Source organism: Halomarina litorea, from assembly GCF_024227715.1.
In the GTDB taxonomy this organism is placed as follows: domain Archaea; phylum Halobacteriota; class Halobacteria; order Halobacteriales; family Haloarculaceae; genus Halomarina; species Halomarina litorea.
Map to the genome: position 1 here is coordinate 898,144 of NZ_CP100448.1, position 22,914 is coordinate 921,057.

The following is a 22,914-nucleotide window of genomic DNA, read 5'->3' on the forward strand; positions in this document are numbered from 1 at the left end:
TCGCACGCCTCCCAAGCGGTTTTGTCGGTCGCGCGGTCCCTTCCCTCATGACCGACCAGCGAACACGGGTCCGCGACGGCTACGACACCCTCGCCGCGGACTACGACGACCAGCGCTCGGCCGACCCGCCCGCGACCCTCGACGCCCTCACGGACCGACTCGACCCGGACGACCGGGTGCTCGACGCCGGCTGTGGCGGCGGGAAACCCGTTCTCACCCGACTTGACGCCGACTACCCGACGGTGGGACTCGACTTCTCGGCCGCCCAGTTGGACATCGCCCGCGGCCGGACGGACGGTCCCCTCGTCCGGGGCGACGTGACTCACCTCCCGTTCGAGCGTTCGAGTTTCGACGCTGTCACCTGCCTCTACACCATCATCCACCTCCCGCTCGACGACCACCCGGCGGTCCTCGGGGAGTTCGCCCGCGTCCTCCGGTCGGGCGGGTGGCTCCTGCTCACCTCGGGCGACGAGGCGTGGACGGGCCACAACGACGACTGGCTGGACACCGGCGTCAGGATGGAGTGGAGCTATCCGACCGCCGACGAGACGCGCGGGACGCTTCGAGAACACGGGTTCGAAATCGAGGAGGAGTGGCCGAACGGCCACCCCGACGGCGGGGACTTCCCGTTCCTGCTCGCGCGGTACGAGGGGTAGCCGTCGAGTCAGAGTCGCTCGCGGACGAGGCGGGCGATGGCGTCCACGTCGAACTCGTCGTCGGCGACGTCGAAGACCGCCTCGCCGTCCACCGACACGCGGAACACGCCGTGGTCGCCCGTGACGAGGGCAACGCGGTCCAGTCGCTCGCCGAAGTTCGTGAGGAGCGCGCGCTGGACGTCCACCGCCCGGTTCAGGAACCCGCAGGGGACGCAGTACTCGATTTCGACGACGGCCCCGTCGGACGCACTCGAACTCACCGCCCGACCCCCCGGCGCAGTCGGCCCACGTCGGCCATCGTGGGTCGCCAGACGAGGAGGACGACGGTGACGACGAAGACGAGCGTCGAGAGGCCGTAGGACTGGCCGTAGGCGGCGGAGACGAGGGCCGCGGACCCGCCGACGAACCCGCTCAGGACGCCCGCAATCAGGGGAAGTGTACAGGAGACACAGGAGAACAGGCCGAGCAGGCTCGCCGCCGCGCCGCTCGCCGCGTCGAGGACGGTGGCGTAGGCGAGGTAGGCGAGCGTGAGGTAGCCGAACACCTTGAACGGGAGGAAGACCAGCGTGAACGTCGACCCGCCGTACAGCACGGCGGGACTCCACCCCGGCGGGAACGAGGAGAGGACGACGTTCAGGCCGCTCTCGTAGCCGCCGACGCCGACGGCGAACAGGCCGCCGAAGTACGCGAGTACGAGGAAGTAGCCCGCGCCGACGAGTCCCGCGAGCACCTTGCGGCGGGTCGTCCCCGACGGGCGGTCGACCGCCCAGAGCGCCCAGAGGGCGGCGTTGATCCAGACGAACGGGTAGACGTAGTACACCGGCCGGGTCGGGACGACGCCGGTCCAGGCGAGGTAGGCGACCACGAGGAGCAGTTCGGTGTTGAGTAGGACGGCCCACGCGAGCAGTCCCTCGCGACTCGGTCGGATTCGGTGGGTGGTGATAGTGCTCATTCGTTGGGTCGGGTGTCGGTGGTGGTCGTGTCGCGGGACCTCACAGCGCGATGGCGTCGACGACGATGGCGAACAGGAGCGCGCCGAGGTAGGCGTTCGAGGCGTGGAACGCCCGGAACGCGGCGGCCTCGGTCCGTTCGCGGTGGAGGCGGACGACCATCCAGAGGAATACCGCCCCGAGGGAGACCGTCGTGACGGCGAACAGGGGGCCGAGACCGGTCAGGGCGGTCAGCGCCGTCGCCGCGAGCAGCGTCGCCGCGAGGTAGTAGAGGATGTGTTTCCGGGTGGCCGTCTCGCCGCGGACGACGGGCATCATGGGGAAGCCGCCGCGCTCGTAGTCGTCCTTGTACGCCAGCGCGAGGTTGTAGAAGTGCGCGGGCGTCCAGAGGAAGATGACGCCGGCCAGTACGAGGCCGCCGAGACCGGTCCCGCCGGCGACGTCGCCCGTGATCTCGCCTGTCACGGCCACCCAGCCGATGAGCGCCGGGAGCGCGCCCGCCGCCCCGCCGATGACGGTGTTCTGGACCGTGTTGGGCTTGAGCACGAGCGTGTAGATGACGCTGTAGAAGACGATGGCGACGAAGCCAAGCGCCGCCGCGAGCAGGTTCACCTGCAGGAAGATGGCGACGGCCGCGAGCGTCAGCATCCCGCCGAAGGTGAGCGCGTTCCGCACCGGCACCTGATGGGTCGCGAGGGGTCGGTCGCTCGTCCGCTGCATCTTCTGGTCGATGTCGCGTTCGAGGACGTGGTTGAACGTCCCGCTCGCGCCGATGGCGAGGATGCCGCCCGTGAGGGTGTAGACGATGGTGTCGAGGCGGAGGGCGGGGCCCGCCGCGAGCGCCATCCCCGCACTGGCGACGAGACAGAGCAGCCACATGAGTCGCGGCTTCATCAACTGGAAGTAGGCCCAGAGCGTCGTCTTCGCGCGCCCGGCGAACGTCGTCGGGCGCGTCGGGGCGGGTGATGGAGGGACCGGGTGGGAGTCGGTGTCGGAGTCCTCTGCAACCGGCGGCTCGTCGGTGTCGGCCACCGGATCGCGGTGGCCCGTCTCGGCTTCGAGTTGCCACGCCAGCGCGAGGGCGAGGGCGGTGAAGATGGCCGTCCCGACGAGCAGGTGTGCGCCGGAGAGCGGTGCGGGCGCGCCGGTGACGGCGACGAACGCGCCGAGACCGACCTGTACGGGGTAGAGCAGGCCGGCGGTGAGGAGCGCGCCCTTCACGCGTCGGGAGGCGGCGGACCACCCCACGTACGCGGTGACGACGCCGAGGAGGCCGACGAGGGCGGCGACGACCCGGTGGCCCGTCGCGATGGCCACCTTCGGGTCCGTGAGCGGGTCCGAACAGAGGGGCCACGAGGTACACGCCGTGACCGCCTCCGCGAGGGCCGTCGTCGCGCCCGCCACCACCAGCAGGTAGACGCCGAGCACGGTGGCCGCGAGCAGCGTAGTGAAGCGTGGTGTCCGGGACACGGGTAGTATCCGTACTCTGGTGTCTCCGCACGTAAACCCCGCGCTTTTCGCGGGGGTATCGGGCCGCAGTCAGCAGGTATTTACGTCGCACAATCGAACGCCGATTCATGAGAAAGGCGCGGAAACTACTGGGGGCGTTCGCCGGTCTCGCGGTGCTGGCTCTCTTCGTCGAACCCGCGGCCGCCCAGTCGTCCGTCAACGAGGAACTCATCTTCGGGCTGAACCGGAAGCTGATGTACGTGGCGGTGCCCATCACGGTGCTCGTCGAGGGCATCCTCATCTACACCGTCTACCGGTTCCGTAACGCCGAGGAAGCACAGCCGACCCGCGAGAACCGTCGGCTGGAGATCACGTGGACCGTCGCGACGGCCATCATCCTGCTGTTCGTCGGCCTCGCGTCCTACCAGGTGCTCGGGAGCGCGTTCATCGGCGGCGCGACCGCCACCAGCGGCGAGGACGTCAGTTCGGGCGAGGAACTGATGCCGCTCGTCCACAACTACCCCGGCGCACAGGCACCGACGGAACAGAACGCCGTGCAGGTCGACGTCGAGGCCCGCAAGTACGTCTGGACGTTCACCCACGAGAACAACGCCACGGCGACCGGGACGCTCGTGATACCGGCCAACACGCCCGTCTACCTCCACATCACGTCGGTCGACTGGCTCCACGCGTTCCACGCGCCCGACCTGGCGCTGAAGCAGGACGCTTTCCCCGGCCAGTACAACACCATCAAGACCGAGGTGTACGAGACCGGCACGTACCAGCTCTACTGTGCGGAGTACTGTGGCGTCGGCCACTCCGGCATGCTCGGCACCATCAAGGTCGTCTCGCAGGAGGAGTACCAGCAGTACTTAGAGGAGAACGCCCCCGACGCGGGCGGCAACAGCTCCGGTAACGCCTCCGCGAACGGTTCGGGTAACGCCTCGGGCAACGCTTCCGGTAACGCCTCCGGCAACGCCTCGGGCAACGCTTCCGGTAACGCCTCCGGCAACGCGACGAACGCCTCCAGCGTCGCCGTCGCGGCCTGAACGTACCACTCACTTACTGTTTTCACGAATCCCCAGCGACGGCTCAGCCCCGCCGCAGTCGCTCGCACTCCCCCTCGGTGACGACGACCCCTCCGTCGTCCGTCTCGACCACCAGACCGCCCGTCTCGTCCAGTTCGCGGGCCACGCCCACCACCGGGTCCGCGCCGTCGCGGTGGACGACCACCCGCTCCCCGAGGGTGGCCGCGGCCTCGGTCCACTCCTCGCGCAGTGCCGCGTAGCCCGCTTCCGTCTCGGCCTCGCCCGCGCGCGCGAGCAGGTTGGCGTGCAGTTCGCGGGCCACCGCCGTCCGGTCGACCGGTCCGACCGCCGCGCGCATCGTCGTGACCGGGCGGTCCGTGGCGAGGGCCGACGGGTCGAGGTCCGCGTTGATGCCAACGCCGACCACGACGAACTGGAGGGTCGCCGGCCCGTCCAGTACGTCGCTCACCGCCTTGCCCGCGACGGGCACGTCGTCGGCGACCCGTTCGACGAGAACGCCCGCCAGTTTCGCGGGACGAGGGTCGTCCCCGACGGCCGACTCCCCACCACCGATCGCCGCTCCTGATGGAACGACGACAGCATCAGACTGCGTCTGATTGGCCGTCGCTCCTGATGGAACGACGACGTCGTTCGGCCACTTCAGCGCCGCGTCCACGCCGAAGGCGCGCACGGTGTCGAGGACGGCGAGGCCACTGGCGAGGGTGAGTCGGCCCGCCGTCTCCGCGTCCAGTTCGGGCCGGAGGAGCACGCTCGACCAGACGCCGCCGGGGGGCGCGCTCCAGTCGTTGCCGGTGCGGCCCACCGCGGCGGTCAGCGCCTCCGCGACGGCGAACGTCCCGTGTGGCGCGCCCGAGAAGCCCCGGCGGCGCACCCAGTCGGTCGTGTTGGGCACCTCGCCGAAGACACGGACGGGGGCGTCGATGGCGGCGAGGCGGTCCTCGTCGAAGGTCACGGTCGGAGTCCGAGTCAATGGTCAATCAGCGTTCCGCCGCGCGCGAGCGCGGCCGCTGGTCGGGCGAGGAGAAAGAACGAACGGAGGAGTGAGTCGCGCCGTCAGATGGTGACTTCCGCGCCGACGTACAGCACGACGACGAGGAACAGCCAGACGGCGTCGACGAAGTGCCAGTACATCGAGACGGTCGACACCGAGGTGTGACGGTCGGCGGAGTACTGGCCGAACAGCGCCCGGATGAGGACGATGCTGATGAGCACCGCGCCGAGGGTGACGTGCAGGCCGTGCAGGCCCGTCAGGCCGTAGAACGCCGACCCGAAGACGCCCTCGGTGAGGGTGAAGTGCTCGTGGACGATGAACTCGTAGTACTCGTAGACCTGCCCGCCGATGAAGACGACGCCGAGGAGGAGCGTCACGACGAGCAAGCCGATGAACCGCGAACGGTTACCGGACAGCAGCGCGGTGTGCGCGTAGTGAAGCGTGAACGAACTCGCCACCAGCAGGGCGGTGTTGATGAGCACCAGCGAGCCCAGCAGGTGGGGCATCTCCGCACCCGTCGGGGGCCACGTGCCCGCGCGGATGAAGAAGAAGTAGACGAACCCGGCCCCGAAGGTGGAGAGTTCGGTCCCGAGGAACAGTATCATCGCCATCCTGAGCCGGCTGGAGCCGTGTTCGCTCGCCTCGCCCTCCCAGAAGTTGACGATGAACGCGTGGTAGAGCCAGCCGTACAGTCCGGCGAGGAACACCACTGTCGAACCGATGAAGACGGCGGGACCGACGAGCGGCCCGACGAGTGCGCCATCGCCCTGTCCGAGGAGGAACAGTGCGGCACCGATGTAGAAGCCTGCGCCGCCGATGGCCGTCACGAAGGGCCACCAGCTCGCCTCGCCGAAGCCGCGAGGCCAGTCCTCGACGGCGGGGAGGTGGTGCCCGCCGTGGTCTTCCGCTTCTTCTGTAGCCATAGGCTCGCTTGTGTGCCAGTCGTCAAAAACCCTCCCAAAGCCCGCGAGTCGGAAGGTACTCCTTCGGGGTGACCCTATCCCGACCATGTACCGGAGGGTCGTCCGACGGCTCGGTTCGCGAGGGGTTCGCGCGTTCGCCCTCGCGTGCTGTCTGCTCGCCGTCGCGGCCGGCCCGGCGCTCGCTCACGGGGGCACCCTGCGGGGCAACCAGCAGGAACTCGCCATCCCGACGTGGCTCTTCCTCTCGACCGGCGGCGGGGCCGTCGGCGCGTCGTTCCTGCTGGCGAGTTTCGCCACCGACCGGGCGTTCGTCCGGTCGGTCCACCGCGCCCGCGACGCTCTCTCGCTGCCCGCGCGGGACCTGCTGGTCGCCGCCACCCGACTCGTGGGCGTCGTCGGCCTCCTCGCCGTCCTCGTCGTCGGCTGGGTCGGTCCCGTCGACCCGCTCCAGAACCTCGCCGTCCTCGTCGTCTGGGGCGGGTGGTGGGCCGGCTTCGCCATGACCACCTACCTCGTCGGGGACGCGTGGCCCGTCCTCAACCCATGGCGTACCGTCGGCCGGTACCTCCCGAGCCTCGGCTACGACTACCCCGAGCGACTCGGCGCGTGGCCGAGCGTCGTCGGCCTCCTCCTGCTCATCTGGGTGGAGGTGGTCAGCCCGCTGGCCGACGACCCGCGCCTGCTGACCGTCGTCGTCGCCGCCTACACCGTCGTCACCCTCGGGGGCGTTCTCGTCGTCGGCGAGGGCGTCTGGTTCCGCCGCGTCGACCCCGTCTCGCGCGTGTTCGCCTACTACGGCCGGGTCGCCCCCGTCTCCCGGACCGAGTCGGGCCTCGAACTCCGCCTGCCCGGGTCGGCGCTCACCGAATCCCGCCTCGCCGTCGATTCGAGCGAGGTGGGATTCGTCGTCGCCCTCGTCTGGGTGACGACCTACGACGGCTTCGTCGCCACGCCCGTCTGGCGCACGCTCGTGACGCCGCTGGTCGAGGCGGGGCTTCCACCGGCGCTCCTCTACCCGCTGGCGCTCGTCGTCGGCTACGTGCTGTTCCTCGGGGCGTTCCGCCTCGCCGCACGGAAGGGTCGGGAGTACGCCGAGTCCTACCTCGCGGCGGGCGAGATAGCCCGGCGGTTCGCCCCCTCGTTGCTCGCCATTGCGGCGGGCTACCACCTCGCGCACTACCTGGGGTACTTCCTCTCGCTGCTCCCGATGCTGGTCGGGGCGCTCCTCTCGCCGTTCTCGCCGCCGCCGCCGGAGTACCTCGTCCTGCCGGCGTGGGTGGGCGGCCTCGAACTGCTGTTCGTCCTCGTGGGCCACCTGCTGGCGATCTGGGTGGCCCACGCGACGGCCTACGCCCTCTTTCCGGGCCGGATGCAGGCCATCCGGAGCCAGTACCCGCTCACCGCGGTGATGATCCTCTACACCATGACCAGTCTGCTCATCGTCTCACAGCCCGCAATCGACCCGCCGTACCTCTGACCATGTCCACGGACACCACCGCAGACGCCTCCGACACCACCCCCCGAGAGACCACCCCCGAGACGGCCCCCGTGAGCGCGGACCACACGCCGGACCCGGAGGGCGGCCCGCACACCTGCGGGTACTGCGGTCGGCCGTTCGCCCGCGAGGCGTGGCTGGCGCTCCACCGGGGACTGGACCACGAGGGAGAGATAACGGAGGCGGAACGGGAGGCGTTCGAGGCGGCGTACGAGGGCGAGGAGGCCGACCTGCGGATGTTCCGCCTGCAGGCGCTCGGAGTGTTGGTGCTCGTCTACTTCACCTTCCTCATCGTCTACGGCCTCGTCACCTAGAGGGCGAGGAAGACGAGGTACGGGATGCCGAACAGCGCGACGGTCATCGCGGTGAGGATGAGGAGGTAGCTCCCGGCGGTTGCGGCGGCGGTGACGAACGAGGGGTGGTCGAACTCGGCGAGGTCCATGCGCGGGAGTGTGTGGCGCGGAGCAAAGGTCTGTCGTTGCGCTCGCGCCCACTCAGGCGATGATGTCGCCGATGCGTCGCGGTTCGCCGCTCAGCGAGGGCGCTTCCTCGACCATCTGGAGCACCTCGTGGTCGGTCACGTCCGGGTAGGACTTCCCGATGGCCTCCTCGATGAGTGCCTTCTCCAGTCTGAACTCGGTCCCTTCGTAGACGACGTCGACGCCCGTCTCGTCGAACGAGAGAACAGTCATACCGGCGGGTAGTCGGTGCGCCGGTAAAAACAGCTAGCGTTGCGGACTGGTCACGTGGCCCGTCGTCGCCTCGCGGTCGGTCACTTCCGCCCGCGTCAGACGCGCGGCAGACGTTCGCGTGGAGTTTATTACGGCCCGCGGCAACGACTACCCGTGCCGCTCGGCTCTGACCCGCTCGACCGACTGGAGATTCCCGACGGGACGACCGTCGAGGAACGCGACCTGGTGACCGAGGGTGACATCATCGTCGGCGGCCAGAGCACCGTCGAGTTCGGGGTCAGGGGCCGGACCGTCGTCGCGGGCGAACGCGTCTCCTTCGGCGGCGACATCGAGGCCGAGGGCGACTGCCGCCTCGACATGTGGAACACCGTCGATGGGAACGTCCTCGTCGGGCAGGACGCCTACATCGGCGAGCGAACCGCCATCGGCGGGCAGTTGATGGTCAGCGGTGACCTCGACATCGGCGACGACGTGGACATCGAACGCGGGTTCGAGGCCAACGGCTGGATCGTCATCCGCAACCCCATGCCGACCGTCGTGTTCTTCTTCGTCTACCTCTCGCAACTCCTGCGCATCGGCGAGGAGGAGAAGGCCCGCGAGGCCGCGGAGGAACTTCTCGGCGACCCCGAGGACGACGAAGAGGAGAGCGACGAACCGGACCCCCTCGTCGTCCCGCGCGGGTCGAACGTCTCGGACGACGCGTGGCGCGTCTCCACGCCCGCCGTCGTCGGCGACGACTGCCGCATCCACGGCAACCTCCGGGCCGCCTCGCTCGTCGTCGGCGAGGACAACAACGTCTTCGGCAGTCTCCGCGCCAAGGGCGACATCACCGTCGGCGAGGGTACCAGAATCCACGGCGACGTGACCACCCGTCGCGGGACGGTCCGCATCGCCCCCGGCGCGGAGATTCTCGGCGACATCGCCTGCGACGACCTCTCGCTGCACGACGACGCCGCCGTCGACGGGGCCATCCGCGCCCGCGGCGAGATGTCCATCGTCAAGGAGTTCATCCGGGAAGCTGAGTGAGCGCCCCGGCGAAACCGTCTTGTCAGTTCTCGGGTTAGTCGAGCCATGCGCCTGCCCTCCTCCCCGACCGATTCCTCCGCGAGAGCGCCCTCGCTCGCCCTCCAAGAGGTACACCACGACGGCCGCCGGGCTACTCCAGTCGTTGTCGATGCGGAGCGTCGTCCTGTCGGCGGGGTCAGTCGCCGTGGGCGCCGGTTCGTCCGTCGGGACCGGCGCGGGCGTGGGCTGGACCGTGGGGGACGCGTCGGAGGCGTCAAGCGCGCTACACGCGGCACAGACTGCGAGGAGCGTAAGTGAGACGGCGGGCGCTCGCAAAGCAGTTCCGTGCGTCGAGGCCGATTTCTCGGTGCGGTCGCTCGTCGGTCGAGTACGACGGAGGGAAACGCGAGTGCTACCGTTCTTCCGAGTCGAGAACCCGAATCTGGTCACCACGCACGGTGACGGGGATGGGGACCGTCGCTTCGTACAGTTCGACGGTCACCTGGTCCTTGCTCTCGTCGATACGCTGGACCTGCGCCTTCTCGCCCTTGAACGGGCCGGCGATGAGTTCCACGATGTCCCCCTCCGCGATGCCCTCCACGTCGGGTTTCGGCGAGAGGAAGTGTTCGACTTCCATGATGGACGACTCGCCGGGGACGACGCCGCGGGCGTGGGGAATCTCGTCCAGGATTCGCTCGAAGACGCTGTGGTCGTCGGCCTCCACCATGACGTAACTCGTCAGGGAGTCAGGCGCGAGGGCGGCGTGGATGGACTCCTCCTCGCGGTTCATGATCATGTCCGCCACTGTGCGCTCTTGACTCGCGGTGGTCTTGACGGCGTAGATGGGCATCTCAGACGCCACCTGGCAGGAACGCCATGACGACGAAGATCATGAAGCCGAGGAAGCCGACGAACGCGATTCCGGCCCCCGCGATGAGCGACACCTGCGAGAACTCCTCGGTGGAGGGTGTGCTCGCCAACTTGAGCACGCGGACGTACGAGGAGAGGTCTTTGGGCACTTCCATGGCCGTCGCTTACCGTCGCGCCTTTTTCTATCTTTCTACAACGTGATTAGCCGCAGGCCCGTCGGACGCGTCCGCAGACCGCCGAGATTCGGTTCGGCGGCCCGGTGGCTCGGCGGTCCGGGACTGTCCGGGAAAACGCCGCACCGCGCCGGGTCGATTACTCGATGAAGTCGATGTCGCCGTCGTCGTCCGCACCGCCGTCGCTGTGTGCGCTCTTGGCGCGTTCGGCGCTGACCTCCTGTGCGCTGTCGCCCTTGCCGTAGATCTGCGGTGACTCGACGCCCGTGACCACGACCATCGTCTCCATCTTGTCCTCGAAGTCGGGGTTGACGGAGGCACCCCAGATGATGCGCGCGTCGGTGTCGATGCGCTCGTAGATCTCCTCGACGACGCCCTCCGCCTCCTCGATGCTCATGTTCGGCCCACCGACGACGTTGATGAGCGCGGAGTTGGCACCGGAGAACTCCACGTCCAGCAGCGGCGACCGGAGCGCCGAGCGGATGGAGTCCTGCGCGCGATTCTCGGAGTCGGACTCGCCGAGGCCGATCATGGCGACGCCGCCGTTCTCCATGATGGTCTTCACGTCGGCGAAGTCCACGTTCACGAGACCGGGTTTCGTGATGAGTTCGGTCATCCCCTTGACCGAGCGCATCAGGATGCGGTCGCAGATCTTGAAGGCGTCCTGCAGGGGGAGGTTCGGCGCGTAGTCGAGCAGTCGGTCGTTCGGGATGACGATGACCGTGTCCGCCACGCTCCGCAGGCGTTCGAGGCCCGCGTCTGCGTTCGCGCGCCGTCGCTCGCCCTCCGCGGTGAAGGGGATGGTGACGACGGCGATTGTGAGCGCGTCGGCCTCCTGTGCGGCCTGCGCGACGACGGGCGCGGACCCCGTACCCGTCCCGCCGCCGAGACCCGCCGTGATGAACACCATGTCCGAGTCGCCGATGGCGTGCTGGATGTCCTCGATGTTCTCCTGTGCGGCCTCCTCGCCGATCTGGGGGACCGACCCCGCACCGCGCCCGCCGGTGCGCTGTCGGCCGATGAGGATCTTCGAGTCCGCCTGCACCTGGTCCGCGAGGTGCTGTGCGTCGGTGTTGGCGGCGACCGTCTGCGCCCCGTGGATGCCCTCCTGGGCCATCCGGGTGACGGTGTTGCCGCCCGCCCCGCCACAGCCGAACACCGTAATCTTCGTCTCCAGGTCCCGGACGACTTCCGCGAGTTCCTCGTCGGTCATCGTCCCGGACGTGTTGACGGGTCCGGCGTCCGCGTCCGTGTTCCTGGAGCCCTCTGGCCCCGCCCCGTTCCCACGCGGGGAGTCCTCCTCCGCTTGTTCGGCCTCGTCGATGGCGTCCTCGATAAGCGAGTCCATACCTGCGCGGGATATTACGGAGGTGGGATAATTACCTTTCCCCAATTGTCTGACGCGCGTCGGACGCTCAGGACAGCGAAAACCGGACTTCTCGCTCCCGGCGCACCGACGAGGGGTCGACCGTCTCGCCGTCCACCTCGACGGCCTGCCCGCCCGCCAACTTCCCGAACGCCGGCCCCTCGGGCACCCCCCGTTCGTGGGCGAGTTCGGGGTCGAACGCCGTCTCGCGGGCGACGAGGACACCCTCCCGACGTTCGACCGCGTCGTACTTCCCCGCGAGGACGGCGACGAGTTCGTCCACCACCGCCTCGCGGGGTCCCGCGCCGAGGACGACTGGCCCCGCGAGTCGGGTGCCGGCCTCGTCGGTGACGGCGGCCACCACGTGCTCGCGGACCCGTTCGAGTGCCCGGTCGCCGTCGATGCCGTTGGCCTCGTCCAGTAGCTCCCCGGGAAGGGTCTCGACGCGGAGGTCGGCCGGTGTCGCCACGTCGTGGACGTTTGCCCCGAAGCGCAGTCCCTCCTCGACGCTCGCCACCTCGCGTTCGAGGTGGTCGACGAGTTCGAGGGGGACGCCCGTCGTCTCCTTTGCCCACGTCTCGCTCACGACGCGGTAGCCGAGGTCCTCGATGCGCGATTCGAGGCCGGGACGGTCCCCCTCCACGACGGCGCGACTCGCGCCGCTGGCCTCGAAGACCCGCCGGAAGACGGCGGGATCGGGACCGTCCATCGACTCCAGCGACCAGTCCGCCCCCACGTGACCCACACACCAGTCCGTCTCCCGGACGATTCGCTCGAATCGGGGGACGTAGTGGCCACCGCCGAACCCGACGAGGGTGCGGTCGCTCGTCGGATCGACGCCCCGCAGGTCGAGGATGGCCCGCGCGACGGCCTCCGCCCCGGCGGGGTCGTCCCACGCCGACTCGTCGCTCCCGAGTTCGACGAACAGCGACGGGGTGGTGAGGTCCGTCGGGCCGTGGTGGGTACACTCCATGCCCACCTCGTAGCCCTCGGGGACGTGGCGGTCGAACGCCTCGACGACCCGCTTGTGCGCGTTCGGGGCGGCGCGGGCGAAGTGGCCCGCCTCGCCGCCGTACTCCCCGGCCCCGAAGTTGCCCGTGTGGTGGGCCGTCAGGAGGTTCCCGGTGTCCCCGGCGTGTCGAGAGGCGAACGCGATGCAGTCCACGCCCGCGAAGGTGTCCCCGACGCCGTCGAGGTAGATGTGGAGGTCCTCGAACTCGCGGAGTTCGGCGTCCGGGAGTCGGTAGACGGTCCCGCCGCCCGCCGCGTCGGGCCGCGAGTCGTCCTCGTGTTCGGTCCAGTCGGCGAGCGAGCGCAGATGCTCGCCGACGTGGACGGAGGCGCTGTCCGCACGGCTGACGACGATTCCGAGCACAGCGGGGGTACGCGCGAGGGCCGTAAAAGCGGTGTCGGGACGTCCCGATCAGTCGGCGGTTCCGGGGGCGCTCTCGGACCCGCCGAAGGCGTTCCGAGCAGTCGAAGCCGCCTTCGAGACCATCTTTCGCAGTTCGCTGCGCCGGGTGGCGAACAGGCCAATCCCGAGTGCGAGGTAGACGACGGTGTACGCATAGAGGATCCAGAGGCTGTACGTCGAGGCGACTGTCTCCGAGAACAGCCGGATGACGGCGAACTCCGCTGCGACCTGCGTGACGAACAGGAACAGCAACGCCAGCGCCTCCCGGACGGTGATTTCGAAGTTCGTCAGGATAGCGATGGCGAAGAGGCTCTGTGCGGCGGTGATCCAGATCTCGGCGACCTGTTTCATGTCGAACGGGAGCGTCCCGAGGGCACCGAGCGCGATGCTGTAGACGACCGCGAGCGTGCCGATGAGGAGCGTCCACTGGTTGAGCTTCGAGGAGATGAGCGCGTTGAACCCCGCCGTCGAGCGTGCCTTGTTGACGAGGTAGGCGACGACGATGAGTTCCGGGGACTCGGAGGCCAGCGGGGCGATCCACTGGATCATGAAGAACGACGGGATGCCGATGGCCTGCCCGAGCTGTTCGAGACCGTGGGCAAACGGCTCGACCGCGGTGAATATCATCACTCCGGAGTACCCAAAGAGGATGAGGACGCTCGCGATCCGCGGTCCCTTCGAGAACGACTGGAGGTACGCCGGGACGCCGACCTGTTCTTCGTGCTCCTCGACGTCGCCACGGATGATGATGGCGATGTACAGCAGGTAGAGACCGACGAGGATGACCGTGTCGATGATGCCGATGCCGCCGATAGCGTTGCCGGCGGCCCCGTTGAACGTCCCCATGCTGAGCGGGACGAAGAAGGCGAAGGCGGTCGCGGCCAGCAGGAACGTAATCTCGGTAGCGATGTCCCGGTCGAGTTTCACCGCGTCTCGGAGGGCCCCGGCGCGCTGCTCGACCGCGGGGTCCTCGCTGCTCCCCGAGCGGTAGACGGTGAACAGGGCGATGCCCGACCAGCCCAGTCCGATGAGGATGCGGTTCGCCCCGGTCATGTTGGCGACGGCGAGGTTGGCTGCCTCGGCACCGCGTGCGGTCCCCGCGTTCGCGCCCGCCGTCCAGGCGTACAGCGCGTCGACAGCGTACTCCGGCGCGACGGCGAGGACGGCGAGGATGGCCAGCGCGAACGCCCTGGGGACGTCCTTCTCGGCCGTCTCCGCGCCCCACGCGAGGAGGAACGACGCGCCGAGGACCGCGAGGCCGCTCACCGCGACGACGACGCCCTCGGAGAACGACTCTACCATCCCCGTCAACGACGAGACGACCCACGGAAGTGTCAGAGCCAGCGCGAACGCGACGGCCACGAGTGGGTGGCGTAATCGACTACTCATTATCTTCGACGCTCGCACTGAGGGTACGTTTTCTTGTCGGTTGCCTTCGAGTGCTGCGCGCGACACCGCCGTCGACCCGTCCGGTGTCTCGAACGCACCAGTTAACCGTCGGGGAGCGAACCCCCGACCATGCAGGTGTTCGGACTCCTCGGCAACCCGGTGGGCCACTCGCTGTCCCCGCCGATGCACGAGGCGGCCTACGACGAACTGGGGATGGACGCGCGCTACGTCACCTTCGAACCCGCGCCCGACGACTTCGCCGACGCCGTCGAGGGCGCGCGAGCACTCGGCATCGCCGGGCTGAACGTCACCATCCCGTTCAAGCGGGACGTCCTCGCACTCGTCGACCCCGACCCGCTCGCGGACCGCATCGGCGCGGTCAACACCGTCGACGTGCCGACGATGACGGGCTACAACACCGACGCGGTGGGCGTGGTGCGCGCGTTCCGCCACCACGACGTCGCGCTGACGGGGACGGCGGTGGTCGTCGGCGCGGGCGGTGCGGGCCGGGCGGCCGCCTTCGCCCTCGCGGACGAGGGGATGCGGGTGGCCATCGCCAACCGGACCGTGGACCGGGCAGAGGCCCTCGCGGCGGACGTGCCGAACGCCAGCGCGCACCCGCTGTCCGCCCTCGGGGACCTCCTCGCGGACGCGGACGTGCTGGTGAACGCGACGAGCGTCGGCATGGAAGACGACGAGTCGCCGGTCCCGGCGGCCGCGTTGCACGCCGACCTCGCGGTGCTCGACGCCGTCTACACGCCGCTGGAGACGCGCTTGCTGCGCGAGGCGGCCGCCGCCGGGGCGACGACGATCGACGGCGCGTGGATGCTCCTCTATCAGGGGGTGGCGGCCTTCGAGCGGTGGACGGGCCGGGATGCGCCGGTTGATTCGATGAACGCCGCCCTCCGGGCGCGGCTTTAAGGGTTAAGTGGGTGCCCCTATCTACTACGGAACATGAGCATCCTCGACAAAATCAAGTCGGTACTGGGACTGGAGTCGAAGTCGGAGTCGGAACGCGAACGGTCGAGGTCCGAGTCGCGAACGGAATCGAGCGCGAAGACGAAAGGGGGCGTCACGGTCGAACGCGAGCGGTCCTCGGAGAGCGAGAGCGGGACGGAGGAGGAGGGGTTCACCGGCGAAGGGGACCCCGACGAGTCGGCCGCCGCCGAGACGGACGCCGCCGCGTCCACCGGGTCCATGACGGAGGAACCGCCCGCGGACGATCCGACCGCGGCGACCGAACCCGCGGAGGCGGCCGGTCCCGGGTCGCAGACCGACCAGCCCTCCGACGTCGACGTGGACGCCGACGAGTCGGAGATAGCGCAGGTCGAAGACGAGAGCGAGGCGGCCGAACCCGACGAGAGCGAGGCGGCCGTCGAGACGGACACCGGGGAGGGTGCCGACGACACCGGTGCCGACGACGATAGCGAGGCCGACGACGAGGCCGCCGCCGAGGAGACGAGCGCCGTCGCCTCCACGGGGACGATGACCGAGGAACCCCCGGAGGACGAGGGCGCCGCCGAACCCGGCGAGGCCGCGGGTCCGGGAGACGCCGAGACGGGCGACGAGGCGGCAGAACCCGCCGAAGCCGCCGGACCGAGCGCCGGCGGCGCGGACGGGACCGACCCGGTCACCCGCATCAAGGGTATCGGTCCCGCGTACGCCGAGACGCTCGCGGACGCCGGCGTCGAGGACATCTCGGACCTCGCCGAGGCCGACCCCGCCGACCTCTCGGAGGCGACGGGCATCTCCGAGAAGCGCCTCGAACGCTGGGTCGGCCGCGCGAAGAACTACTGAGCGACCCGGACGACAGCGACCGGACAGAACGACCGGAACACGGATACCCGCTCTCCGTCTCTTCTCGGTGATGCCGACGGTCCGCACCGACCGGGCCGACTTCCTCGCGACGGCCCGCGCGTCCCCGCCCGGTGCGCGCGTCCCCGTCGAGGTGTCGGTCACCGTCGACCCGTTCGACGCCTACCGCCGCGCCCGCGACGACACGCCGGGCGTGTACCTCGAAACAACCGGCGGGCAGTCCGGGTGGGGCTTTCTCGCCACCGACCCCGTCGACTACCTCCGCGTGGACCTCGGGGACGGCCCCGCCCTCGCCGCCCTCGCCGACCGCCTCGCGGACGAGACGCTCGCTCGCGGCGACTGTGACCTCCCCTACCCGTGTGGCGCGTTCGGGTGGCTCTCCTACGACGTGGCCCGCGACCTGGAGTCCATCCCCGAGTCGGCCCTCGCGGACCGCGACCTGCCCCGGCTGGAACTGGCCGTCTACGACCGCGTCGCCGCGTGGGAGGAACCGCACGACGGCGAGACGACGGTTCGCGTGACCGCCTGCCCACGACTCGACGAGTTCGGCTCCCCCGGCGAGGCCTACGACGTCGGGCGGGACCGTGCGCTCGATCTCGCCGACTCCATGCTGTCGGGCGACCCGAGCGTCGGAGCGCCCCGCGTGCGCGCCGACGAGGTCCGCTTCGAGGCCGACTGCACCCGCGAGGCGTTCGCCGACCGGGTGCGGCGGGTCAAGGAGTACGTCCGCGAGGGCGACACCTTCCAGGCGAACGTCTCACAGCGACTCGTCGCGCCCGCCGCCGTCCACCCCGTCGAGGCGTACGCCGCGCTCAGGACGGTGAACCCGGCTCCCTACTCCGCGCTCGTGGAGTTCCCCTCGTGTGACCTCGTGAGCGCCAGCCCCGAACTCCTCCTGCGGCGGACGGGCGACCGCCTGACGACCGAACCCATCGCCGGCACCCGACCCCGGGGGGACACGCCGGAGGCGGACGCCGACCTCGAACGCGACCTGTTGGACGACGAGAAGGAGCGAGCGGAACACGCGATGCTCGTGGACCTCGAACGCAACGACCTCGGGAAGGTGAGCGAGTTCGGGAGCGTCGAGGTGAGCGAGTACCGCCGGGTGGACCGCTACTCCGAGGTGATGCACCTCGTCTCGCTGGTGGAGGGTCGCCTGCGCCCCGAATTCGACCTCGCCGACGCTGTCGCGGCCGTCTTCCCGGGTGGGACCATCACCGGCGCGCCGAAACCCCGGACCCTGGCTATCATCGACGAGGTGGAGGCGACCCGTCGCGGCCCCTACACGGGCAGCATCGGCGCGTTCGGGTTCGACGGGAACTGTACCCTCAACATCGTCATCCGGACGCTCGTCAGGTACCGGAAGGAGTACCACCTCCGGGTGGGCGCGGGCATCGTCCACGACTCCGACCCGGACAGCGAGTACGAGGAGACGCTGGCGAAGGGGCGGGCGCTGGTGAACGCCCTCGACACCGCGCTCGCGGACCGCGACCTGCGCGTGGAGGGGCGATGAGCCACCCGAACTCGTCGGACGCGACCCCCACGATTCTCGTCGTGGACAACTACGACTCCTTCGCCTACAACCTCGTCCAGTTCGTGGGGGAGGCGCTGGTCGCCCTCGACGTGGCGGCCCCCCACGCCGCGGTGGTCGTGGAACGAAACGACGCGGTGGACCGCGCGGCGATTCGCGCGATGGACCCGGACGGCATCGTCGTCTCGCCCGGCCCCGGCACGCCCGAGAGCGCCGGCGTCTCGATGGACGTCTTCTCGCTCGACGTGCCGACGCTGGGGGTCTGTCTCGGTCACCAGGCGCTCTGTGCCGCGTCGGGCGCGCGTGTCGGCCACGCCCCCGAGGTGGTCCACGGCAAGCCGTCGACGGTGCGCCACGACGGGCGAGGCATCTTCGCCGGCCTCCCCGACCAACTGGAGGTGGGCCGGTACCACTCACTGTGTGCCACCGTCGAGGACCTCCCCGACGAACTCGCGGTGACGGCGACGACGGTCGGCGCCGACGACGGGACGCTGATGGCGGTCAGGCACCGCCACCGCCCGCACGTCGGCGTGCAGTTCCACCCCGAGAGCATCCTCACGACGGGCGGGCGACGGATGGTGCGGAACTTCTGTGCGGCGGCGCTCGGTCGGGACGCCGACCTCCGGCGCTGAGTTTCCCCTCACCGGCGTCGATGGACAAGCTATACTCGCGACGGCCGCGAACCCCGACCGAATGCAGTACCACGTCGACGGTTCGCTGGTACCCGCCGAGGAGGCCACCGTGAGCGTCCGCGACCGGGGCTTTCGCTACGGCGACGCCGCCTTCGAGACCCTGCGGGCGTACGGCGGCGAGGTGTTCGCGTGGGACGCCCACTTCGCGCGCCTCGAACACACTTGTGAGGTACTGGGGATGCCCGACGCGGTGCCCGACGACCTCGCCCTGCGGGTGGCGGAGACGCTGGACGCGAACGACCTCCGGGACGCCTACGTCCGCGTCTCGGTCACGCGTGGCGTCCAGCCGGGGAAACTCACCCCCCGAGAAGACGTGGACCCGACGATGGTGGTGGTCGTGAAGGACCTCCCGCGGGGCGGGCGGTCGGGGACTCCAGTGTGGGACGGTCCCGCGACGGTCCAGTCCGTGAAGACCCGCCGGATACCGTCGAACGCGGTCCCCGCCGACGTCAAGACGCACAACTACCTCAATGGGATTCTCGCCCGCCTCGAACTCCGGCGGGCGTCGAGCGAGGCCTACCGCCCGGACGAGGCGCTCATGCGCGACGCGGAGGGGTACGTCGCCGAGGGCGCGACGAGCAACCTCTTCTTCGTCGACGACGGGACGCTGAAGACGCCCGCCGCGGACGACCTGCTCCCGGGTATCACCCGCCGGACGGTCCTCGACCTCGCCGAGGGGGAGTCGTTCCCCGTCGAGACGGGCCGGTACACGCTGGACGACGTGCGCGGGGCCGACGAGGCGTTCCTCACCAACTCGACGTGGGAACTCCGCCCCGTGGGGACAATCGACGGCATCGACGTGGGCGACGGGCCCGTCACCCGACTGCTGACGCGCCTCTACGACGACCGCGTCGAGGCGACCTGCTACGCCTGATCCTCCTCAGACCGGGTGGGCGTCCTCTCGCTCCACCCCGTCGAACTGGAGGACGTAGTCCGCGCCGAACGCCCCCGCGGGGGTGTGGTAGCCCGGTTCCACCTCGCCAGCGAGGACGCGCCGGGCCGACTCGACGGCCGTCTCGACGGTGAGCGCGTAGCCGTTGGGCGTCCGCAGGCGGGCCTCGTCGGTCGCCTCGCCGTCGGTCACCTCGCCCCAGAGGAGGCCGCGGCCGCCCTCGCGTTCGTCCGCGTCGGGGCCGTCGACGGCGGTGTCGACCATCGACTCGAGGAACCGCTTGACCGCGGGCGTGAACACCCACGCCGACCCCTGAGTCATCTGGAGCCACTTCGGAACGGTTGGCGGCACCGCGGCGTAGAACTCGACGTTCCCGATTCCCGTCGTCCGGTAGGCCGTCGACACGTCGCCCCACGGGATGGCCGTCGCCGTGCGCTCGCCCTCGCCGAAGTCGACGGTCCTCGTCCGGGAGCCGAGCGGAATTCGCGTGATTCTCCCGTTCTCGCGCACCGCGCTCTGCTCCCCGAGACCCTGCACCATCGTCTTGAGCGTCCCCGCCGAGGGTCGTCCGAGCGAGTCGAACCCGAGCGCGAGGTGCGTCGCGCCCGGCAGCGCCTCGGCGAGGTGGGCCGCGAGACAGTCCGAGGGGACCACGTCGAAGCCGACGCCGGGGAGGAGGACCGCGCCCGCCTCCGTCGCCTCGGCGTCGCGCGCGGCGATGGCCTGAAACACCTCGATTTCGCCCGTGATGTCGAGGTAGTGGGTGCCCGTATCGATGCAGGCGTCCACCAGCGGTTCGTGAGTGCGGTGGAACGGCCCGGCGCAGTTCAACACGGCGTCCGCGTCCGCGACGTGGTCCCGGACCACCTCCGGGTGGTCGAGCGTGAACGCCCGCGAGGGCAGGTCGTGGGCCGCCGCCTGCGGTTCCAGTTCCTCGGGCGAGCGCCCCGCGAGGACGCACTCGACGCCAGCCTCGACGGCGCGTTCGACGACGAGCCGTCCCGTGTAGCCGTACGACCCGTAGACGAGCAGGGTCGAACCGTCGGTCGTTCCCATACCCACCCGTTGGGGCGCCGGGGCCGTAACATGGCCGGCCGACGATGCCACGCGCTCCGCCCCACCCCCGCGTTACGTTCATCTCCCGAGCGCCCCTCTGTCATCCGTTGTGCGACACATCGCCACGAGCCTCGACATCGACGCGCCCATCGACGCCGTCTGGGCGGTCCTCACCGACCTCGACGCGTACTCCGAGTGGAACCCCCACGTCACACGGGCCACCGGGAGGCTCCGCGAGGGCGAGGCGGTGACCGTCACCGTCGTCCCGGCCGGGCGTCGTCCCCGGACGATGACCGCGACGGTGACGGCGCTCGAACCGCTGCGACGCCTCCAGTGGGTCGCGACGGCGGGGTCGCGTCTGCTGTTCGAGGGACGTCACACGTTCACCCTCGAGTCCCTCGCCGGCGACCGGACCCGGTTCCGGAACCGCGAGGACCTCTCGGGACTGCTGGTCCCGCTGGCCGTCAGGCCGGACGCCCACCGCGACTACGAGACGATGAACGAGGCGCTGGCGGCCCGCGTGGCGGCGCTCGCGGGTGCGACGGTCGCCGGGGCGACGGCCCGGGAGACGGCGGAGCGGACCGCGGACGGGGCCGGGGACCGCGAGACGGCGGTGTGACGCGCGGCGACGCCTCCGGCAACCAGAACGCTTGAACCGGCCCCCGACGAACCTCGGGTATGGACGAGGACCGACGCATCGCCGCGGTAGAGGAGGTTCCCGAGGACGGGACACTGTTGTTCACCATCCGCGACGGCTTCGACCGCGAGGAGGCCATCCTCGTCAGACTCGCCGACGGGGTCGCCGCGTGGAAGAACTACTGCCAGCACTGGACGGACGTGCGCCTCGACAAGGGGAGCGGGGCCGCGGTGCGCGAGGGGGACATCCTCTGTCAGAAACACGGCGCGACCTTCCAGAAGGACTCGGGCTACTGCGACTTCGGCCCCTGCGAGGGGTCGTATCTCGACGAGGTTGCCATCGTCGTCGAAGACGGCGTCGTCTACCTCGCGGAGGAGGACTACGAGTTCGACGGCCTCGGCCCGTCGGGCGACCACGACCTCTCCTCGCGGGGACGCATCGACTTCACCGGGACGTAGTCGGACCCCGGGCGTCGTCGTGGGCCCGTCGCCCCCGGGCCACCCGGACAGGGCAAGGGGGTGGGCTACTCGATGACGAATCGCGGTTCCTCGATGCCCTCGCTCTTGCACTCGGGGCAGCGCGAGGGGCGGTTGATGAGGTCACGGAAGTCCGTGAACCCGCAGTCCCGACACTCCGGCGGCGCGACCAGCAGTTCCTCGTCGGTCGGGTCGAGCGACTGGGCGATGTGTTCGACGTGCGAGAGCGCCGTCGTCGACCGGATGCCGAACTCGTTGGCGAGACTCCCGGCCGCCGCCGGACGGCGACGGAGGTAGTCGGCGATACGCTGGCGCGTCGTCTCCTCGGCGCGCATGGTTCGGATTGGTCGGCCCCCGACAAACAGTTGTCGGGCAACTGAAGGGGAAATGCCTATACTGGCGGACCGGGACTTGCGACCATATGCACGCAGTCGTTCTGGCCGGTGGGTACGCGACGCGACTGTGGCCCATCACGCGCCATCGCCCGAAGATGCTCCTTCCCGTGGGCGAGACGACGGTCATCGACTCGATTCTCTCGGAACTCGAAGCGGACGACCGGATCGAGCACGTCTACCTGAGCACCAACGAGCGCTTCGCGGCCAGTTTCGAGGACCACCTCGCGGAGCAGGGCTACGAGAAGGCCAGCCTCTCCATCGAGGACACCACCGCCGAGAGCGAGAAGTTCGGCGTCGTCGGCGCGCTCGCCCAGCTCGTCGAGCGCGAGGAGGTCGACGACGACCTCCTCGTCGTCGCCGGCGACAACCTCATCGGCTTCGACATGAGCGACTTCCTCGACTTCTACGAGGAGCGGGGCACCTCGACCATCGCCGCCTACGACGTCGGCTCGCGCGAGAAGGCGACGTCCTACGGCCTCGTCACCCTCGACGGCGACCGAGTCGTCGACTTCCAGGAGAAGCCCGACGACCCCGACAGCACGCTCGTCTCCATCTGCTGTTACGCCTTCCCCGCCGACTCGGTGCGGTTCCGGGAGTACCTCTCGGGCGACAACAACCCCGACGAACCCGGCTGGTTCATCGAGTGGCTCCAGCGCGAGGAGGCCGTCGACGCCTTCTGCTTCGAGGAGCCGTGGTTCGACATCGGCACGCCCGAGGCCTACCTCGAGGCCGTCGCGTGGGCGCTCGACGGCGAGAACCGCGTCGCGGACAGCGCGGTGCTCGAAGACTGCACGCTCGGCGACAACGTCCACGTGATGGCCGGCGCCGACCTCCGGAAGGTCTCGCTCACCGACTCGGTGGTCTTTCCCGACGCACACCTCGAGGACGCCGACATCGCCGACTCCATCGTCGACGAACACGCCGACATTCGCGGCAAGGACCTGCAGTGCTCGCTGGTGGGGTCGTACTCGCGGATCTGCTGAGCCACCTTTTATCCA

The 22,914-nt window shown here is 69.8% G+C and carries 27 protein-coding genes; 13 read left to right on the forward strand and 14 right to left on the reverse strand.

Translation table 11 applies throughout. The annotated features are described in order from the left end of the window. Positions 1-47: 47 nt before the first annotated feature. Entirely contained in the window at positions 48-656 is a 609-nt protein-coding gene (locus tag NKG96_RS04910; RefSeq protein WP_254537355.1) for a class I SAM-dependent methyltransferase, read from the forward strand. A gap of 8 nt (positions 657-664) precedes the next feature. On the opposite strand, the gene NKG96_RS04915 is transcribed toward NKG96_RS04910, so the two are convergent. The 3 genes from NKG96_RS04915 to NKG96_RS04925 are packed head-to-tail and all read right to left on the reverse strand — an operon-like array spanning position 665 to position 3,076. Continuing rightward, entirely contained in the window at positions 665-916 is a 252-nt protein-coding gene (locus tag NKG96_RS04915) for a SelT/SelW/SelH family protein (RefSeq protein ID WP_254537356.1), read from the reverse strand. After that, positions 913-1,608, reverse strand: a complete 696-nt coding sequence (locus NKG96_RS04920; protein WP_254537357.1) for a DUF7546 family protein — start codon at positions 1,606-1,608, stop codon at positions 913-915. Before NKG96_RS04920 ends, NKG96_RS04915 begins: the two co-directional genes overlap by 4 nt. A 40-nt stretch (positions 1,609-1,648) precedes the next feature. After that, a complete protein-coding gene (locus NKG96_RS04925; protein ID WP_438267389.1) occupies positions 1,649-3,076 on the reverse strand; it encodes a heme o synthase in 1,428 nt (475 codons plus the stop codon). A 107-nt stretch (positions 3,077-3,183) separates the two neighbouring features. Between NKG96_RS04925 and coxB the strand changes: the two genes are divergently transcribed. After that, on the forward strand, positions 3,184-4,104 hold the full coding sequence (coxB, locus tag NKG96_RS04930) for a cytochrome c oxidase subunit II (protein WP_254537358.1): 921 nt from the start codon (positions 3,184-3,186) through the stop codon (positions 4,102-4,104). Positions 4,105-4,147: 43 nt separating this feature from the next. Here coxB and NKG96_RS04935 read toward each other — a convergent pair whose 3' ends face one another. Beyond that, a complete protein-coding gene (locus NKG96_RS04935; RefSeq protein WP_254537359.1) occupies positions 4,148-5,056 on the reverse strand; it encodes a biotin--[acetyl-CoA-carboxylase] ligase in 909 nt (302 codons plus the stop codon). A 101-nt stretch (positions 5,057-5,157) separates the two neighbouring features. Further along, positions 5,158-6,018, reverse strand: coding sequence for a cytochrome c oxidase subunit 3 (locus NKG96_RS04940; RefSeq protein ID WP_254537360.1), 861 nt, complete (start codon positions 6,016-6,018; stop codon positions 5,158-5,160). Between the two features lie 85 nt (positions 6,019-6,103). On the opposite strand from NKG96_RS04940, the gene NKG96_RS04945 reads away from it, so the two are divergent. Together NKG96_RS04945 and NKG96_RS04950 are read left to right on the forward strand one after the other, a co-directional pair. Further along, positions 6,104-7,495 carry a hypothetical protein gene (locus NKG96_RS04945; RefSeq protein ID WP_254537361.1) on the forward strand — a complete coding sequence of 464 codons (1,392 nt, stop codon included), beginning with the start codon at positions 6,104-6,106 and terminating at the stop codon, positions 7,493-7,495. 2 nt (positions 7,496-7,497) lie between these two features. Beyond that, a complete protein-coding gene (locus tag NKG96_RS04950; RefSeq protein WP_368409279.1) occupies positions 7,498-7,827 on the forward strand; it encodes a DUF7410 domain-containing protein in 330 nt (109 codons plus the stop codon). Here the strand turns inward: NKG96_RS04950 and NKG96_RS20870 are convergent. Then, entirely contained in the window at positions 7,824-7,955 is a 132-nt protein-coding gene (locus NKG96_RS20870) for a hypothetical protein (RefSeq protein WP_256558110.1), read from the reverse strand. The two genes, NKG96_RS04950 and NKG96_RS20870, sit on opposite strands and share 4 nt — an antisense overlap. 52 nt (positions 7,956-8,007) lie before the next feature. Further along, positions 8,008-8,205, reverse strand: a complete 198-nt coding sequence (locus tag NKG96_RS04955; RefSeq protein ID WP_254537362.1) for a DUF5800 family protein — start codon at positions 8,203-8,205, stop codon at positions 8,008-8,010. Between the two features lie 153 nt (positions 8,206-8,358). On the opposite strand from NKG96_RS04955, the gene NKG96_RS04960 reads away from it, so the two are divergent. After that, a complete protein-coding gene (locus tag NKG96_RS04960) occupies positions 8,359-9,231 on the forward strand; it encodes a polymer-forming cytoskeletal protein (RefSeq protein ID WP_368409280.1) in 873 nt (290 codons plus the stop codon). Positions 9,232-9,622: 391 nt separating this feature from the next. Here the strand turns inward: NKG96_RS04960 and NKG96_RS04965 are convergent, their stop codons facing one another. From NKG96_RS04965 to NKG96_RS04985, 5 genes are all read right to left on the reverse strand, one after another. After that, positions 9,623-10,060 (reverse strand): transcription elongation factor Spt5, encoded by a 438-nt coding sequence (locus NKG96_RS04965; RefSeq protein WP_254537363.1) that lies wholly within the window; start codon positions 10,058-10,060, stop codon positions 9,623-9,625. Position 10,061: 1 nt separating this feature from the next. Next, the gene (locus NKG96_RS04970; protein ID WP_254537364.1) at positions 10,062-10,235 is read right to left on the reverse strand and encodes a protein translocase SEC61 complex subunit gamma; all 174 of its coding nucleotides are present in this window, start codon (positions 10,233-10,235) and stop codon (positions 10,062-10,064) included. A 157-nt stretch (positions 10,236-10,392) separates the two neighbouring features. Beyond that, positions 10,393-11,601, reverse strand: a complete 1,209-nt coding sequence (gene ftsZ / locus NKG96_RS04975) for a cell division protein FtsZ (RefSeq protein ID WP_254537365.1) — start codon at positions 11,599-11,601, stop codon at positions 10,393-10,395. 67 nt (positions 11,602-11,668) lie between these two features. Continuing rightward, a complete protein-coding gene (locus NKG96_RS04980) occupies positions 11,669-12,994 on the reverse strand; it encodes a D-aminoacyl-tRNA deacylase (RefSeq protein WP_254537366.1) in 1,326 nt (441 codons plus the stop codon). A gap of 48 nt (positions 12,995-13,042) precedes the next feature. Beyond that, entirely contained in the window at positions 13,043-14,422 is a 1,380-nt protein-coding gene (locus tag NKG96_RS04985) for a calcium:cation antiporter family protein (RefSeq protein WP_254537367.1), read from the reverse strand. Positions 14,423-14,551: 129 nt separating this feature from the next. On the opposite strand from NKG96_RS04985, the gene NKG96_RS04990 reads away from it, so the two are divergent. The 5 genes from NKG96_RS04990 (at position 14,552) to NKG96_RS05010 (ending at position 19,334) form a co-directional block, all read left to right on the forward strand. Next, positions 14,552-15,343, forward strand: a complete 792-nt coding sequence (locus tag NKG96_RS04990; protein WP_254537368.1) for a shikimate dehydrogenase — start codon at positions 14,552-14,554, stop codon at positions 15,341-15,343. A 33-nt stretch (positions 15,344-15,376) separates the two neighbouring features. Beyond that, positions 15,377-16,219 (forward strand): helix-hairpin-helix domain-containing protein, encoded by an 843-nt coding sequence (locus NKG96_RS04995; RefSeq protein ID WP_254537369.1) that lies wholly within the window; start codon positions 15,377-15,379, stop codon positions 16,217-16,219. Between the two features lie 70 nt (positions 16,220-16,289). After that, entirely contained in the window at positions 16,290-17,750 is a 1,461-nt protein-coding gene (pabB, locus tag NKG96_RS05000) for an aminodeoxychorismate synthase, component I (protein ID WP_254537370.1), read from the forward strand. Next, positions 17,747-18,400 (forward strand): anthranilate synthase component II, encoded by a 654-nt coding sequence (locus tag NKG96_RS05005; RefSeq protein ID WP_254537371.1) that lies wholly within the window; start codon positions 17,747-17,749, stop codon positions 18,398-18,400. The genes pabB and NKG96_RS05005 overlap by 4 nt, the downstream gene beginning before the upstream one ends. 61 nt (positions 18,401-18,461) lie before the next feature. After that, positions 18,462-19,334, forward strand: a complete 873-nt coding sequence (locus NKG96_RS05010; RefSeq protein WP_254537372.1) for an aminotransferase class IV — start codon at positions 18,462-18,464, stop codon at positions 19,332-19,334. Between the two features lie 6 nt (positions 19,335-19,340). Here the strand turns inward: NKG96_RS05010 and NKG96_RS05015 are convergent, their stop codons facing one another. Then, on the reverse strand, positions 19,341-20,408 hold the full coding sequence (locus NKG96_RS05015) for a saccharopine dehydrogenase family protein (protein ID WP_254537373.1): 1,068 nt from the start codon (positions 20,406-20,408) through the stop codon (positions 19,341-19,343). Between the two features lie 109 nt (positions 20,409-20,517). Between NKG96_RS05015 and NKG96_RS05020 the strand changes: the two genes are divergently transcribed. Together NKG96_RS05020 and NKG96_RS05025 are read left to right on the forward strand one after the other, a co-directional pair. Continuing rightward, the gene (locus NKG96_RS05020) at positions 20,518-21,027 is read left to right on the forward strand and encodes an SRPBCC domain-containing protein (RefSeq protein WP_254537374.1); all 510 of its coding nucleotides are present in this window, start codon (positions 20,518-20,520) and stop codon (positions 21,025-21,027) included. 59 nt (positions 21,028-21,086) lie between these two features. After that, positions 21,087-21,503 carry a Rieske (2Fe-2S) protein gene (locus NKG96_RS05025; RefSeq protein WP_254537375.1) on the forward strand — a complete coding sequence of 139 codons (417 nt, stop codon included), beginning with the start codon at positions 21,087-21,089 and terminating at the stop codon, positions 21,501-21,503. A 65-nt stretch (positions 21,504-21,568) separates the two neighbouring features. On the opposite strand, the gene NKG96_RS05030 is transcribed toward NKG96_RS05025, so the two are convergent. Next, entirely contained in the window at positions 21,569-21,856 is a 288-nt protein-coding gene (locus NKG96_RS05030; protein ID WP_254537376.1) for a transcriptional regulator, read from the reverse strand. A gap of 86 nt (positions 21,857-21,942) precedes the next feature. On the opposite strand from NKG96_RS05030, the gene NKG96_RS05035 reads away from it, so the two are divergent. Continuing rightward, positions 21,943-22,899 (forward strand): nucleotidyltransferase family protein, encoded by a 957-nt coding sequence (locus NKG96_RS05035; protein WP_254537377.1) that lies wholly within the window; start codon positions 21,943-21,945, stop codon positions 22,897-22,899. Positions 22,900-22,914: the final 15 nt, after the last annotated feature.